Origin of the sequence: Megasphaera massiliensis (genome assembly GCF_000455225.1) — a bacterium.
In the GTDB taxonomy this organism is placed as follows: domain Bacteria; phylum Bacillota; class Negativicutes; order Veillonellales; family Megasphaeraceae; genus Megasphaera; species Megasphaera massiliensis.
Genome location: NZ_HF954537.1, coordinates 234,269 through 250,131, shown reverse-complemented (window position 1 = coordinate 250,131; position 15,863 = coordinate 234,269). Strand labels below are relative to the sequence as shown.

Here is a 15,863-nt window from a genome sequence, read left to right as displayed (position 1 = left end):
AGTATTTTGCTTACGCATGAATTTTTATACTATTAAGCTGCCGGGCCGTGCAGGGACTTCGATGATCCATGATTTCACTGTGCCCGATATCCATCGTAGAAATGGCGTTCATGTCCTTTTCCGATAAGGCAAAATCGAAGATGTCCAGATTTTCTTTCATTCGTTCCCCATGGGCCGTTTTAGGAATGGTTGCCACCCCTCGTTGATAATGCCAGCGCAGCATGACCTGCGCCGTAGAGACTCCATGTTTCGCGGCAATTTTCATCAGGATCTTATGATGAAAAATGTCCCGCTGCGCTTCCGACAGCGGCCCCCAGGCCTGGGGAAGGACATGGTGTTCCTTCATGACCTTAATCGCATCGCCCTGCTGGAAAAAAGGATGGATTTCAATCTGGTTGACCATGGGCTTTATGTCCTGATTCATACACAGATCAATCAGCCGTTCCGAAGAAAAATTACTTACGCCGATGGCCTTTACGGCCCCTTCCCGATACAGCCGTTCCATGGCGCGCCAGGAATCGTAAACATCCCCGAAGGGTTGATGGATAAGATACAGGTCCAGATAATCAACTCCCAGCTTCTTCAACGATTGCTCAAAGGCGTGAAGGGTGCGGTCATAACCGGTGTCTTGTATCCAGAGCTTTGTCGTCAGGAACAATTCACTTCGGGGAATGCCGGCGTGTCGAATGGCATTTCCTACAGCTTTTTCATTGTGATAAGAAGCCGCCGTATCGATGAGCCGATACCCTGTTTCAAGAGCATAGCCAACACACTGCTCACACGTTTTAGCATCCGTGAGCTGAAAGGTGCCAAAACCAATCTTCGGCAGGAAAACTCCGTTAGCAAGCTCAAAGCATTCCATATATTTCACCTCCTTCATCTCTCTTGCTGGCTATATTATAGAATGGTCACCCGCAAAAGAACAGTACCGTTCGCGCAGACCGCTCTAACTTTAACGCATACTGAAATCAGAAACGACAACGAAAATATGATATAATAAAAAAACGAGATTCCCTTAGGAATCTCAGCTTAAACGAGGTGGCAGATATGGTTGAATTCTATCAGTTGGAACAACTTCTCAGGGTGGCTGACTGCGGTACCTTGTCCGGTGCGGCAGAAGAGCTTCACCTTTCTCAGCCTGCGCTCAGCCGTTCTATGCAGCGTCTGGAAAATGACATCGGTGTCCCCCTGTTTATCCGATATAAAAATAAAATCGAGCTGAACGAAAATGGTCGGCTCGCCGTAGAATACGCCGAAAAAATTGTCGATCAGATGAGTGATATGATCCATGGGATTCGGGATTATGACCGGAAACGCCATACGATTTTTGTCGGCTCTTGTGCGCCTGCCCCCTTGTGGGAGCTTCTCCCCGCACTCTCCGACCAGTATCCCGACATGACGGTGGCCTCTGAACTTCGGGAAAACGACGCCTTGATACAAGGACTGAAGGATGGGACCTACCATCTCGTCCTCTTGCCCTTTCAGATGGAAATAGCCGGGACAAGGTGTCACCCCTATGGAGAAGAGCATCTTTTCTTTTCCCTGCCTCCCGCTCATCCCCTTTCCGGCAGCCAAAGTCTGCAGTTTAAAGACCTCAACGGGGACACCATGCTCTTGCGGAGCCGATTGGGCTTTTGGAAACATGTAACAGAAGAAAAGATGCCGGATACGCGCTTCTTAGTACAGAACGACGCTGATTTTGACGAACTGGTGAAAGCCTCGGCCCTGCCCTCCTTTACCAGCGACCGGGTCATTCAACGAGAAGGGGAATTTCCAAACCGGATTAAAATCCCGATTGAGGATACAGAAGCCAATGTCGTTTATTCGCTGTATTACCGGCTCAAAGATCAGAAATTTCTTGCCAATTATTTACGGACAGTCCTCTAAATCGGTTAGACAAGGGCCGGCTCTTCTTCGTTCAATCGGTATCCCTCTCTCCCGAAGGGACCGTCCTGAACCATGGCGATGATGGAACGCAAAATCAACGAACACCTCGAAAAATCTTTGCTTACGAGGAGGTTACATCTAAATTTCAGATTGAGTTATTGCCAGTGGTCTGATTGGTATTGCAATTAACCAAAAATTTTCCATTCCGACGCCGCTGGTCTCTCTGGTTTAGGTCATCATCCGTCATGGAATATGCCCCGGATAATAGGGAATCCCTGCCATATTCATCCTTCAAAAATGACATACAGATGCGAAAAGTCCGTCATAATCCGAAAAAGCACCGCCTTTCATGATTCGCCTAGAGAAGGCCTTTCCCGATGTCGCTGATATGCCGCAGTCCCGATTTTCTTTCACCGTCTCGCTGAAGATGGGGTTTGTATTCCGGTTCGCCCCGCAGCACACCTTCAACGTAGGCCTCAAAGGTCGGATAGCCATGGTACTTATCTTCCTTTCGTTTGCCGCGCATGGGTCGTCCGTTGCTGTTTTTTAGAATAGCGGCAATGTAGTTTATATTATTGACCTCGTTTTCGTGAGCCATCTCAATGGCCGTACAAGTGGCTTCGCTACCCCACATGTTTTCCAAGGTGATCAATCGATGAGCAAAATCGCCCTGCATGGGCCCAAAGAGGTTATGATACGTCCGGACCGAGGCGTAGCCCGTCACGGCCTTGGGTGTCGTCACAGCTTCACATGTAAGGCTTTCCGGTTCCCTTTGAGTCTCTTCCCCTTCATCCGTAGCAGAAAGCGCTTCCAGCGGCATGTCACCCGCCTTTTCGGCTACGACAGCTTCTTCGACGAGCTCATCGATGGGCAGGACAACCGGTTCTTCTTCCGGAGTATCCGGATGGTCTTCACCGAAAGGTTCGATGAGAGGGCTTTCTTCCGGAAGACCTTCCGGTTGAGTTTCTTCCTCTTGAGCCAGGCGCTGCCTCTCCCGGTAGCGGCGAACGCGTTCAGAGGTCTGCTCCCGTCGCCTCTCATCGCGATGAAAGCTTTGCAGCTCATCCCAGATGACGATGCGGATCATACCCTTTTCGTCGCGTTCGATGAGGTCGACTTGTTCGAGTGCCCGCAGTCCGTTTTCAATAAAGGGCTGGCGGCGGTGCAGGCTCTTAGCAATGAGCTGCGTCGTAAGGGGCTCGGTCTCGGAGACGTAAATCTTACCTTCGTCATTGACCATACCTGCCATATCCTTTAAGAAGAACCAAAGGACGATGTACGAATCGCCGTTGGGAAGATTCATCAAATAAAGAATACGGGGATCTAAAAAAAGTCCTACTTTCGTTTTCAGCCATTGTAACTTGTTCATTGCCAACACCTCATTTTCGTTTTAGGGATTGTCCTTCGAAATTACCCCTCTACTCTTATAAGAGAAAAATAAATCGAAATGCGGCACAATTTTTCGCCAAAATGCCAATTTTCATTTTATCTTTTCTCGAAAATACATGAATTTTCAAAAATAGAGATTGTTTTCCCATGAATTTATTCTTGACTATAAGGAGTTTTCTACGAAACACCTAAAGTTTTCTGAACTTTTAGAAATTTACAAATTAATACATTCGTCCATTCTACACACACAGTTTCAGCCAAAAAATCCGGCAAGACCGTCCCCCGTTCCAAACTTTCGTTTTCTGTCATCGTACCCTTTCATTTCCGGCACATCCTGTATCACCTTAGACAGGCCATTTGAAATTACCCCTCTACTATACTAATACAAAAAAAATGCCAATCGTCTAAAGTTTTTTTCAAACTTTTTCCAAAAAGTCACCATTTTCTCATTTTTATTTTCGTATTTTTTCTTATTTCCATCGATTATATCTATTTTTTTATCCATACATTCCGAAAGACACTTTTAATGTACAAATACTTAAACTTTTCTGAACTTTTAAAACTTCGCAAATTAATACATTCGTCCATCCTGAATATACGTTTTTGGCAAAAAATAAGCTAACCTCATCAAATCAAATAAGGGAAAGATCTTACCCGATTTTCTCCCCTGCCTGACTCAAAATCAGGGGTGCAAAAATTTATAAAATTAAAAAAATATCATGTTTCCCTTATGCGTTCTCATCGCCCTTTCATCTTGTCTCATATCTTGTCTCATATCTTTTCTTGTATCTTGTCTTTTCTATATCTTATCTCCCTTCTTTTCTTATCTCTTCTTATCTTCTCTTTCTGTAACGCGTTACACCTCGTCGAAAAAGAGAACAACAAAACGTCCTTACATCGCAGTATAAGGCCATTTAAGAGCATTGCATCCGATTGGCAAATCACCTTATTACGCCCTTATTCTTTCCATATAAAAAACAGAAAGACTTGAGTAAGTTCATCTTTATCGATCTGAATACAACAAAAAGCCGATACAAAACATCCTAGACAGATGCCTGTACCGGCTTTTCTCATACACTCTCTTTTTCAAAGCTTTGATATTTCTTGTACCCGAATCGTTAAGAATCGTACAGGGGTATGAATCACCACTACGGATTTGATGTGGATAAATCTCTTGACTGGTGTTACGTACGTCGAGATTCAGGCATTACAAAAAATATGTGACAGTTCCCATCAGAAAACAATACAGAAAAAGGCCCACCGTCGTTATGACGATGAGCCATTTTCTCATAGATTCATGTATGCCTTATTTTTGACGAGAGACCAAACATAAAATTCCTGCCGGGAGTTCGTCTCTTTATTTGTCCTTCTTATCTCCCGTGTATTCGATGACGATGATGGCTCCCTTATTTTCCATTTCGGTAATGGGCTTGCCGTCTTTACCCATCGCATTGCCTCCGTTATCCGTGGCCACGTAGATCTTTGTCGTATCCGGACTTACGAGGACATTGCGGTAACGGTTATTGGTCTTGAACATTTTTTCTACATCGCCCTGAACCTGTTCTTTCTTGCCGTCGAGTTTCACCCGATAGATGGCGCCGCTCTTAAGGGTCGTAATGAGCAGGGAATTGCGCCATTCTTTAATTTTCCCGTTGTCCGGATAGTAGGCCACGCTGGAAGGCGCGATGGTCGGCCAGCCTATATAGTAAAGCGGTGCATAGGTGTCATCGGCAAAATTATATCCATTGCGGACGACGTTAAAGGATTTGAGCGGATCTTTGAGATTCGGAGCATCAAAGTCTGTTTCCTTCTGAGTGGGAACGCCTGCGGGGATGTTGTTGGGATCGAATTTTGCCTGTAATTCTTTGGGAGCCTTGGAATAGTTGGCATAGACATAGGATTCATTATCCCGATAGCCTGCCACATAAGGCCAGCCATAGTTGCCGCCTTTTTCGATGAGGTTCAGCTCATCATCCGTAGACGGGCCATGCTCGGTCGCAAAGAGTTTATCGCCAACAAAGGCGAGGCCTTGGGAATTGCGGAATCCATAGGCATATACATGACTGCGGACACCGTTTAATACGGGGTTGTCATCGGGAATGGAACCGTCTTTATTGAGGCGCAACACTTTGCCCGGATAGAGGCTGTAATCTTTAGCGGCTACCTGCGCTGCCGTCGGAAGCATCTGCGCCTGGATTTCCTTGTCTACGTGAGATCCCTGATTATAACCTTGGTCACCGATGGTATAGTACAGTTTGCCGTCCGGTCCAAAACGGAGACGACCGGAGTTATGGTCCACGCTGGCCGGCAGATTGTCGAGGATCGCCGTTTCATCACGGAGGGTCTCGGTCTTAGGATCATAGGTCATGCGGACAATGCGGGCATGCTTTTCACCATTGACTTCATAGGTATAGGCCGTGTAGACGTAGTTATTACCCTTCAGGAACTGCGGATCTAATGCCAGCCCCAGAACCCCCTGATGAGGCGGCGCTGCAACGGCATTTTTGAAGGTATACAGCACCGTATGCTTACCCGTTTTCGGGTCAACCTTAGAAATCGATTTCGACTGACGTTCTGTTACCCACAACGAATCGTCCGGTCCCCAAAGGACTTCCCAGGGAGAACCAAGGCCATCGACAAGGACAGTAGCCTTGAAGGGCTCGGCAATATTTACCTTGTCTCCATGAGCTGCCTCAGCCACATTAAAACCTGCTGCCGCGGTAATGGCAAGGCTGCAAAGTACTGCTGCTGCTAATTTTTTCATAACGAATCTCCTTTCAAATGAAATTTGTATACTTAGTATCTCTAATCGGCTATATACGACCAGAGGTATCTACATTCCAAACAGCCCCCAATTCACATCTTCGGGTACATTATATACTGCTGGATGGTTATTATTTTGCAATTCAGTATTATAATCAATCCGTTATCATATTACTGATTATACTAAAAAACTATCTGCGAGGCAATTATTTGGCTTAAATACTTATGCAAAGTCGCCAGCTCGCCTTCATCCACTACCTCAGAGAGGGATAATTTCCAGAGGATTACGTTAAAATTTCCCCACAACCATGTTACATTAACCCCTTGCAGAATTTATAAAATTTTGCATATAAAAAGGCTCTCAATCATCTATTTCACAATAGTGACTGAGAGCCTCGCTTCATGACATAAAACTGGGATGTATCCGCTTATGTACTCACAAATCCATTTCCATTTTGGCTTCCATGACGGGAGTTCCCTTTGTACTCCATTCGGTGTTTTCAACGGATTCAACCGTATGAAAGCCCATTTTTTCTGATGCTCTCCCCTTTTCAAATTCCGAATGAGGCTCAATCACTCGATCCTTACTTTTCCCTTGTAATGAGCGCCACGGCTTCAACATGGTGAGTCCGTGGGAACATGTCGACGGGCTGTACTTTTTGTGTATGGTAGCCGTGATTGTTTAGGTAAGCCAGGTCGCGAGCCAATGTCGCCGGGTTACACGAGACGTAGACGACGCGCTTTGGTTTGCTGTTGGCGATGGCTTTTAAGACCGGTTCGCCGCAGCCGGCGCGGGGCGGGTCCAAGACGATGACGTCGGGCCGGACGCCGTTACGGATGAGTTCGGGCAATTTATAGATGGCGTCGCCCAGGATGAATTGGGCGTTGCCGATTTTGTTGTCCTTGGCGTTGCGGACGGCATCACGGATGGCAGAGTCGACGATTTCGATACCGTAGACTTGTTTGGCCTTCTGGGCTAAGAACAGGGTGATCGTCCCCGTGCCGCAGTAGACGTCGGCGACGATTTCCCCGCCTTTCAAATCGGCAAAGTCGAGGGCCGTTTCGTAGAGGCGCTGGGCCTGTTCGCTATTGACCTGGAAGAAGGACTGGGCCGAGATATGGAAGGTCAAAGAGCCGATGGAATCGTGAATGGTGCCGCTGCCGTAAATGGTCTTGGTCTTATTTCCTAAGATGACGTTGGTATGGCGTTTGTTGACGTTTTGGACGACGCTCTTAAGGCCCGGCACGTCACGGCGCAGGTATTGGACGAGGTCTTTCATGTGCGGGACCATGTCGGAAGCCGTTACCAGGCATACCATGACTTCTCCCGTGTGGACGCCGACGCGGCCCATGATGTGGCGGACGATGCCCGTCCGTGCGTCTTCGTCGTAGGCCGGAATCTTGAAATCTTTCATCCATTGGCGGACGACGGCGGCGATGACGTTATTGCCTTCTTTTTGAATGGCACAGTTTTCAACGTCGATGACTTCATGTGTCGAGGCTGCAAAACAGCCGATAGCGACGTTTCGCTTGCCGGCAGCGGCTACGGGAAACTGCATCTTATTGCGGTAATTCCACGGCGTCTTAGCGCCGAGAACAGGCAGGACGTCGACGCCTTGCAGGTGACCGATGCGTTCCATGGCATCTTTTACCTGCTGGCGTTTTTCTTTCAGTTCGCCTTCATAGCTCAGGTGTTGAAGCTGACAGCCGCCGCAGCGTTCATAGACCGGACAGGGCGGCTTTTCCCGATCCGGCGACGGCGTCAGGATCTGTTCTAAGGCCGCCGAAGCGTAGGTTTTCTTGACCATCGTCACCCGAGCCCGTACCGTTTCACCGGGCAGGGCATAGGGCACGAAGACCGTAAAACCTTCATAGCGGCCAATGCCTTCACCGCTCGTTCCCAGGCCGGCAATGGACAATTCATAGGTTTTCCCCTTTTGCACAGGGATTTGCCGTGTTTCTTTCATGAGTTTCCTTTCTTGGCAAAGGGCCTTGCCCGCTTCTTTCAAAAACGGTACAAGGCATTTCTCTGCCTTTTATAAGATGATGTCACTGACGACAGGTTCCTGAACGGCAGCCTGTTCATCGGTTACGATGATATGGTCGGCAGCACGCTGAGCGAGGGCCATCATATCGTCGCCTTTCTTTCCGTAGAGGGTGAATAAGGCTTCGCCGGGCCGTATCGGATCGTAGAGTTCTTTAAAGAGGCGAATGCCGACCATGGGCTCGATGGCGTCTTCTTTTCGGGCCCGACCGGCGCCCATTTCCATGGCGATTTCGCCGAGAGCCCTCCCGTCGATGCGGGTGATATAGCCGCCGTCGGTACTGACCGCCGTAAAGACCTGTTCGGCCTTAGTAAGCGGGTGCTTGCCGATCCACGACGTGCTGCCCCCTTGGGCCTTGATGCATTCTTTAAACTTAGACAGGCCCTTTCCGGAAGCAATCAATTCGCGGATCATGGCCCGTCCCTGTGCTTCATCGGCTGCCTTTTGGCCGACGATGAGCATCTGAGCGCCCAGGGCTTCGACGACTTCCATGAGACGCCGGCCCCCTTTCCCGGACAAGGCTTCGACGGCTTCGTCAACTTCAAGCGAATTTCCGATAGCCGTCCCCAAGGGAGCTGACATGGACGTAATGACAGCCCGCGTCGGACGACCGGCCAGGCGGCCGATGCTGACCATGATCTTGGCCAGTTCCTGGGCCCGTTCTTTGGTCTTCATGAAAGCCCCGTCGCCGTATTTGACGTCGAGGACAATGGCATCGGCGCCGGAGGCGATTTTCTTGCTCATGATGGAGCTGGCAATGAGGGGGATGCTTTCGACGGTTGCCGTCGCATCGCGCAGGGCATATAGCAATTTATCAGCCGCTGCGATTTCACCGGACTGGGTAATGAGGGAAATGCCGACGCGGCGCACTTGGTCTAAAAACTTTTCTTCCGGCAGAACGACGTGAAAACCGGGAATCGATTCCAGTTTATCTGCCGTACCGCCCGTAAAGCCCAATCCCCGGCCGCTCATCTTGGCGACGGGTACGCCGGCGGCAGCCACCAAAGGCGCGACGATAAGGGTCGTCGTATCGGCAATGCCGCCGGTGCTGTGTTTATCGACTTTGATTCCCGGAATGGACGATAAGTCGACGATGTCGCCGGATTTTGCCATAGCCAGGGTCAATTCCGTCGTTTCTTCGTCAGTCATGCCTTGAAGATAAATGGCCATCAGCCAAGCTGCCGCTTGGTAGTCGGCAATGCGGCCGGCCGTGTAGTCGGCAATGAAGCGGCGGATTTCGTCAGCCGTTAATACCTGGCCGTCTCGTTTATGGGCGATGCAGTCCATAGGCCACATAGGATCACCTCAGTTCTGTTAAAAAGCTGGTTCCGAATTGAAGGCCTGTGAGGCCGAAATTATCCATAATGGTCATCCCCAAATCGGCATAGGTCTTGCGAATGCCGAGATTGGCGGAATCCTTAAGGCCCGGGCTGTAGACCAGGACCGGCACCCGTTCGCGGGTATGATCCGTGCCGTGCCAGGTCGGGTCGTTGCCGTGATCGGCCGTGATTACTAAGAGTTCGTCATCCTGAATTTCTTCCATGAGGGGACCTAAGTCTTTATCGAAGTTTTCCAAGCATTCGGCGTAGCCTTTGACGTCGCGGCGGTGGCCGTACATGCTGTCGAAGTCGACGAAGTTAGCCATGAGCAGGCCCTGATCCTTGCGATGGGCGGCTAATTGTTCCCGCAGGACCACCATGTCTTCGTGGTTATTGGCCGTGTGATACGACTCGGTGAGACCGATATGGGCGTAGATGTCGCCGATTTTACCGACACCGACGACGGCGTAGCCTGCTTCCGATAAGTAGGAAAATACCATCTTCCGCTTGGGCAGACGGCTGTAGTCGCGGCGGTCGCCGGTACGGACAAAGTTCCCCTGTTCCCCTACGAAAGGACGAGCGATGATGCGGCCCACTTCATAAGGGCCGACGCAGACTTCACGGCGCGTAATGTCGCAGATGCGGTACAATTCTTCTAAGGGAATGACGTCGTTGTGAGCAGCGATTTGGAAAACGCTGTCGGCCGACGTATAGACGATGGGCTTACCGGTCTTGAAGTGTTCGGCGCCGAGGCGATTGATGATTTCCGTTCCCGAAGCGATTTCATTGCCGATATAGCCGCAGCCCGTCTTTTCCGTAAAGGCGTCGAGGAGATCCTGAGGAAAGGCGTGTTCAAAGGTCGGGAAGGGATTTTCGACGGGGTTTCCCATAAATTCCCAGTGGCCGCTGGTCGTATCCTTGCCCATGGAGATTTCTTCCATGAGGCCGTAGGAGCCGACGACGTCCGTATCTTCATGATGATGAATGTTGGCAACCTTCCCGAGGCCCATGCGGCGCAGATTAGGCAGGTTCAAGGGGACCTTGGCGTCGATGTGGCCGTAGGTATCGGCCCCTTTATCGCCGAAGCGTTCGGCATCGGGGGCTCCGCCGGCGCCGACGCTGTCGGTAACGATGACGATGATGCGATTGAATTTCATGTGCTCCCCCTTCCTATAATCCCGGCAGATATTTACGAGCCTTGGCAAAAGCGGCAATGGTCTTGGCATCGGTGATTTCGTTCTTATCGATGAGGGCTTCCACTTCCTGGGGCGTATAGTATTCGACGTTCATGAATTCGTCGTCGTCGAGGTGCTGCTTGCCCTTTTCAAGACCTCTGGCCAAATAGAGGTAAATCCGTTCGTTGCAGAAACCGGGCGACGTATAGACATAGCCCATAGGCAGGATTTCTTTGGCCGTTACGCCCGCTTCTTCTTCGAGTTCCCGGGCAGCGCAGTAGTCCGGCGATTCGCCGTCGTGTTCGATTTTCCCGGCCGGTACTTCCAACATAGCGACAGCTGCTGCATAGCGGTACTGACGGACGAGGATAATCTTGCCGTCATCGGTCAACGGCAGGATGGCGCAGGCGCCGAAATGCCAGACGGCTTCACGGGTGGCCGTCTTCTTTTCCCCACCCTGACCGTCATCAATGGATACGGTGTCGACCGTTACGTGGAGCACCCGTCCTTTCATAATTTCTTTACGGGAAACGAGGGTTTCCTTACTAATACTCATAGTATCATCCTTTCAAAAAAAGCTTCCCGAACTCCGCTGCTGCGAACCCGAGAAGCTTTTTATTCCAACGCCGACAGCAAGCCGCAGGCTGTATCCTTATATGCAAAGCGGCTCGGCGTCTCCGGAGGGTCCGGGGGCTGCCGCTGTCACAGTGTGGTTATGTTACAAATTTAGAAAGCGAACAGATCGTTCAAGCTTTCCGACATCGTCGGATGGGTGTAGATGAAGTCGCGCAGGACCTGGTATTTCAAGTTGTTATCCATAGCCATCTTGACGAGGTTAATCATCTCATGGGATTCGGCGCAGAAGAGCTGAACGCCGAGAATCTGATCGTCGGCACCGACCAAGGCCTTGAGGACGCCTTCCGGTTTGCGCAGGACTTTGGCCTTCGGAATGGCCGCAGCCGGCAGATTCATGACACGGTATTCGATGTTCTTGGCCTTGGCTTCGCTTTCGCTGAGGCCGACCCGCGAGAAGGGCGGATCGATGAAGACCGAGTACGAGAAGGCACCGCGGTTCTGTGTCGTCCGGTCGCCTTTGCCGCTCATGTCAGACATGATGATACGGCTGTCGTCGAGGGAAATGTAGGTGAACTGGAGATTGCCGCAGACGTCGCCGGCAGCCCAGATGTTGGGAACATTGGTGCGCAGGTGTTCGTCCGTTACGACAGCGCCTCTGTCCGAGAGGGCAATGCCGGCTTTCTGAGCTTCGAGGCCATCCGTGTTGGGACGGCGGCCGGTAGCCATCAAGATGGCGTCGCCTTCTAAGACCGTATCCGTATCGCCGACGGTGTAGTAAAGGGTTGCCCCTTCGATTTTCGTCGTCTTGGCACCGGTTACGATTTCAATGCCTTTCGCTTCCAGGACGGAGCGGATGTTGTCGGCAATATCCTTGTCTTCACGAGGCAGGAAGACGTCGATATCCTGAACGACGGTGACCTTGCTGCCGAAGTTGGCATACATGGCTGCAAATTCCAAGCCGATGTAGCCGCCGCCGACGATGGTCAGTTTTTCCGGAAGTTCATCCAAATCCATCATCGATTCCGAAGTGTAAACCTTGTCGCTGTCTTTGACACCGGGAATGCCCGGGATGACCGACGTAGCGCCGGTGTTGATGACGAACTGCTTGCCTTCGAGCTGGAGGACGCCGTCTTTCGTCTTGACTTCGACGTGCGTTGCATCGACGAAGGATGCCATGCCGTCGATGACTTCGACGCCGGCCTGGATCAGTTTATTGTAGTTAGCCTTGTTCAAGGCGCCCGTCAATTCGCGTTTGCCTTCGACGGCTTTTTTATAATACGCAGCTTTCGCGGCGAAATCAGACGTCGGAGCCGTTGCCGCTTCGGTAATGAGGCGTTTGGACGGAATGCAGCCGACGTTGATGCAGGTACCGCCATACATGCCGTTGTCTTTTTCGATCAAGGCAACTTTCTTGCCCTGTTTGCCTAATTGGCCGGCTAAGGTTTTACCGGCTTTCCCGAAACCAATTACGATGACATCATACATTTTCATAATTAAGCCTCCTTAATTAAAAATATATAATCGTTGGTATCCATTTATGACAGCAGTCCGGCAAGGTTTCCCCTGCCGGCCGTTGTTTCCTTGAAAAAGCTTTTAGACGCCGGTGCTGCCGATGCCGCCCGTGCGCAGGCCGCCGGCAGCATCATCGTTTACGGTCAGGTACTTCATGAAAATGCCCTGGCCGATGCGGTCGCCTTTTTCAATCGTATAGGCCACATCGTTCGTATTGTAGTAGGCAATCATAATATGGCCTTCATTGTCTTCGTTATTATAGTAGTCGCTGTCGACGATGCCCGTGCTGTTGGCCAGCATGAGGCCCTTTTTAAAGGCCAGGCTGGAGCGGATGAAAATAGACAAGTATTCATCGCCTTCCATGAAAGCCTTGAGGCCCGTCGGGACGACGGTCACGGCATGAGGCGCCAACACCGTCGTTTCAGCGGCTTCCAAATCGTAGCCGGCACTCTTAGCCGTCTTACGAATGGGAATATGGATGTCACGGTCTTTGTAGGCCGTGACGATTTCAAAACCTCTGCCCGTCATAGTGGCCTACCGTTTCTGGCGGTCGCGATTGCCGCTATGACCGCCGCGGGGACCGCGACTTCTGTGGGACGGAGCTTCATCACCGCCGCCGAGGAGGGCTTTGCGGGACAGGTTGACCCGGCCCTGGCTGTCGATTTCGACGCATTTGACCATGATTTCATCGCCGACGTTGACTACGTCTTCGACTTTTTCAACGCGTTCCATGGCCAGCTGAGAAATGTGGACCAAGCCTTCTTTCCCGGGCAGGACTTCGACGAAGGCGCCGAAGTTCATGAGGCGAGTGACTTTACCGACGTAGGTCTTGCCGACTTCTACGTCTTCCGTCAATTTTTCGATCCAAGCCTTGGCTTTGTCACCGCTTTCGCCGTCGACGGCTGCGATGTAGACCAGGCCCGAATCGTCGATGTCGATTTTAGCGCCCGTTTCTTCGGTGATCTGCTTGATCATCTTGCCGCCCGGCCCGATGACGTCGCGGATCTTATCGGGGTTGATGTGCATGGAAATGATGCGCGGAGCGTAGGGAGACAGCTCTTTCCGCGGTTCGTCGATGGCCTGGAGCATCTTGCTCATGATGTGGAGACGGCCTTCGTGAGCCTGTTTCAAAGCCTGGTCGAGGATTTCACGGCTGAGGCCTTTGATCTTGATATCCATCTGAATGGCCGTAACGCCTTTCATCGTACCGGCGACTTTAAAGTCCATATCGCCCAGAGCATCTTCCATGCCCTGGATGTCGGTGAGGATGGTGAAGTCTTCGCCCTTGGTGACGAGGCCCATGGCGACGCCGGCTACAGGAGCCTTAATAGGAACACCGGCATCCATCAGGGACAGGGTGCTGCCGCAAACGCTGCCCATGGAGCTCGAACCGTTCGATTCCAGGACTTCCGATACGACGCGGATAGCGTACGGGAATTCTTCTTCGCTCGGCATGACCTGCGTCAGGGCCCGTTCAGCCAATTTGCCGTGACCGATTTCACGACGGCCGGGACCGCGGGACGACTTCGTTTCGCCGACGCAGAAGGACGGGAAATTATAGTGGTGCATGTAGCGGCGGTCCGTTTCCAGGCCGACGCCGTCGATGTGCTGACTTTCCGACAAGGGAGCCAGGGTGCAGAAGCTCATGATCTGCGTCTGGCCGCGGGTAAAGAGGCCTGTGCCGTGGGTGCGGGCAAAGAGACCGACTTCACAGCTGACCGGACGGACTTCGTCGACGCGGCGGCCGTCAGGACGAATCTTGTCGACGGCGATCATGTGGCGGACGATTTCCTTAATCATCTTCTGAGTAATGTCGGCTACGTCGTCGCCATTATCAGGGTAGATGTCGGCAAAGTGTTCATAGATGTCGGCTTCGACAGCGTTCATCTTTTCTTCGCGTTCGATCTTATCGGCCGTGAAGATAGCCGTCTTCATGGCTTCTTCGCCGTAAGCATGAACGGCTTCGACGATGTCAGCCGGCGGTTCTTTTTCGACGAATTCCTGTTTGGGAACGGAAATGCTGTCCAGGAAGGAAAGCTGGAATTCGACGACTTTCTTGATTTCTTCATGGGCGACCATGATGGCATCGAGGATCTGTTCTTCCGGAACTTCTTTAGCGCCGCCTTCAACCATGAGGATGGCGTCTTTCGTACCGGCAACGACGATATCCATATCGCTCGCTTCGCTCTGAGCGACTGTCGGGTTGATGACGAATTCACCGTCTACGCGGCCGACGCGGACACCGGCGATCGGGCCGGCAAAGGGAATATGAGACATGCACAGGGAAACAGAGGCGCCGATCATGGCGGCGATTTCCGGGGCATTGTCGTGATCTACGCAGAAATCATAAGCCACGACGTGAACGTCATGACGATACGTTTTCGGGAAGAGCGGACGGATCGGGCGGTCGATGAGACGGGCAAAAAGGGTTGCCGATTCGGGCGGTTTGCCTTCTCGTTTAATAAAGCCGCCGGGGATTTTGCCGACAGAGTACATCTTTTCTTCGTAATCGACAGTGAGCGGGAAAAAGTCTGCATCTTCACGGGCTTCCTTCGACCCCGTTGCCGTTACGAAAACGGCGGTGTCACCATACCGTACCAGTGCGGCACCGCTGGCTTGCTTCGCCAATTTGCCGACTTCAATCACCAGCGGACGGCCGGCGAAATCCATTTGGAATTTCTGTTCTTCCATTGTTACCTCCTTGAATCTTACAGGTGATAGGCACTAGTTTGGAAAAATCGGCGATTCGCCCAAACTACAACCTACCAACCTGTGTTCTGAAAAAAGGGCCGATGCAGTCACATCAGCCCTACAGTATGCGAAATTATTTACGCAAGTTCAATTTTTCGAGAATTGCACGATACCGATCGAGGTCGTGTTTCTGCAAGTAACCGAGCAAATTACGGCGCTGGCCGACGAGTTTCAACAAGCCGCGGCGGGACGCATGGTCCTTCTTGTGGCTGCGGAGATGTTCCGTCAAATAGGTGATGCGGTTGGTGAGCAGCGCGATCTGTACTTCCGGAGAACCCGTATCGTTTTCATTGGCACCAAATTCAGCTACGATTGCTTTTTTTCTTCTACGCTTAACATTGTATCTTTCCTCCATGTGTAAAAAATTAAAACTTATTCGCAAAGTGCTAAGTGATCGTCGGAGTCATCGAGACACCGAGCACCCGTACGACATAGATATTATACTA

At 51.1% G+C, this 15,863-nt stretch carries 12 protein-coding genes; 1 reads left to right on the top strand and 11 read right to left on the bottom strand.

Going from position 1 to position 15,863, the window contains the following annotated elements; genetic code table 11:
- Window positions 1-10: 10 nt before the first annotated feature.
- A complete protein-coding gene (locus TX77_RS04555; protein ID WP_044503642.1) occupies window positions 11-862 on the bottom strand; it encodes an aldo/keto reductase in 852 nt (283 codons plus the stop codon).
- 185 nt (window positions 863-1,047) lie between these two features.
- Between TX77_RS04555 and TX77_RS04550 the strand changes: the two genes are divergently transcribed.
- On the top strand, window positions 1,048-1,887 hold the full coding sequence (locus TX77_RS04550; RefSeq protein ID WP_044503641.1) for a LysR family transcriptional regulator: 840 nt from the start codon (window positions 1,048-1,050) through the stop codon (window positions 1,885-1,887).
- A 358-nt stretch (window positions 1,888-2,245) separates the two neighbouring features.
- On the opposite strand, the gene TX77_RS04545 is transcribed toward TX77_RS04550, so the two are convergent.
- The 10 genes from TX77_RS04545 to rpsO form a co-directional block, all read right to left on the bottom strand.
- Window positions 2,246-3,256, bottom strand: coding sequence for a phage replisome organizer N-terminal domain-containing protein (locus tag TX77_RS04545; RefSeq protein ID WP_044503640.1), 1,011 nt, complete (start codon window positions 3,254-3,256; stop codon window positions 2,246-2,248).
- A 1,377-nt stretch (window positions 3,257-4,633) separates the two neighbouring features.
- Window positions 4,634-6,040 (bottom strand): glucose/sorbosone family PQQ-dependent dehydrogenase, encoded by a 1,407-nt coding sequence (locus TX77_RS04540; protein ID WP_044503639.1) that lies wholly within the window; start codon window positions 6,038-6,040, stop codon window positions 4,634-4,636.
- A gap of 583 nt (window positions 6,041-6,623) precedes the next feature.
- Complete coding sequence (gene rlmD / locus TX77_RS04535; RefSeq protein ID WP_044503638.1) at window positions 6,624-8,006, bottom strand: 23S rRNA (uracil(1939)-C(5))-methyltransferase RlmD; 1,383 nt, start codon at window positions 8,004-8,006, stop codon at window positions 6,624-6,626.
- A gap of 69 nt (window positions 8,007-8,075) precedes the next feature.
- Window positions 8,076-9,380: a thymidine phosphorylase gene (locus tag TX77_RS04530; RefSeq protein WP_044503637.1), complete on the bottom strand. Its 1,305-nt coding sequence runs from the start codon at window positions 9,378-9,380 to the stop codon at window positions 8,076-8,078.
- A gap of 4 nt (window positions 9,381-9,384) precedes the next feature.
- The gene (locus TX77_RS04525) at window positions 9,385-10,560 is read right to left on the bottom strand and encodes a phosphopentomutase (protein WP_044503636.1); all 1,176 of its coding nucleotides are present in this window, start codon (window positions 10,558-10,560) and stop codon (window positions 9,385-9,387) included.
- A 13-nt stretch (window positions 10,561-10,573) separates the two neighbouring features.
- Window positions 10,574-11,134: an NUDIX hydrolase gene (locus TX77_RS04520; protein ID WP_044503634.1), complete on the bottom strand. Its 561-nt coding sequence runs from the start codon at window positions 11,132-11,134 to the stop codon at window positions 10,574-10,576.
- A gap of 170 nt (window positions 11,135-11,304) precedes the next feature.
- On the bottom strand, window positions 11,305-12,645 hold the full coding sequence (locus TX77_RS04515) for an FAD-dependent oxidoreductase (RefSeq protein WP_044503633.1): 1,341 nt from the start codon (window positions 12,643-12,645) through the stop codon (window positions 11,305-11,307).
- A gap of 102 nt (window positions 12,646-12,747) precedes the next feature.
- Window positions 12,748-13,194, bottom strand: coding sequence for a dCTP deaminase/dUTPase family protein (locus TX77_RS04510; protein WP_044503632.1), 447 nt, complete (start codon window positions 13,192-13,194; stop codon window positions 12,748-12,750).
- A 6-nt stretch (window positions 13,195-13,200) separates the two neighbouring features.
- The gene (locus TX77_RS04505) at window positions 13,201-15,357 is read right to left on the bottom strand and encodes a polyribonucleotide nucleotidyltransferase (RefSeq protein ID WP_044503631.1); all 2,157 of its coding nucleotides are present in this window, start codon (window positions 15,355-15,357) and stop codon (window positions 13,201-13,203) included.
- A gap of 133 nt (window positions 15,358-15,490) precedes the next feature.
- Window positions 15,491-15,772 (bottom strand): 30S ribosomal protein S15, encoded by a 282-nt coding sequence (rpsO, locus tag TX77_RS04500; protein ID WP_044503630.1) that lies wholly within the window; start codon window positions 15,770-15,772, stop codon window positions 15,491-15,493.
- Between the last annotated feature and the right edge of the window lie 91 nt (window positions 15,773-15,863).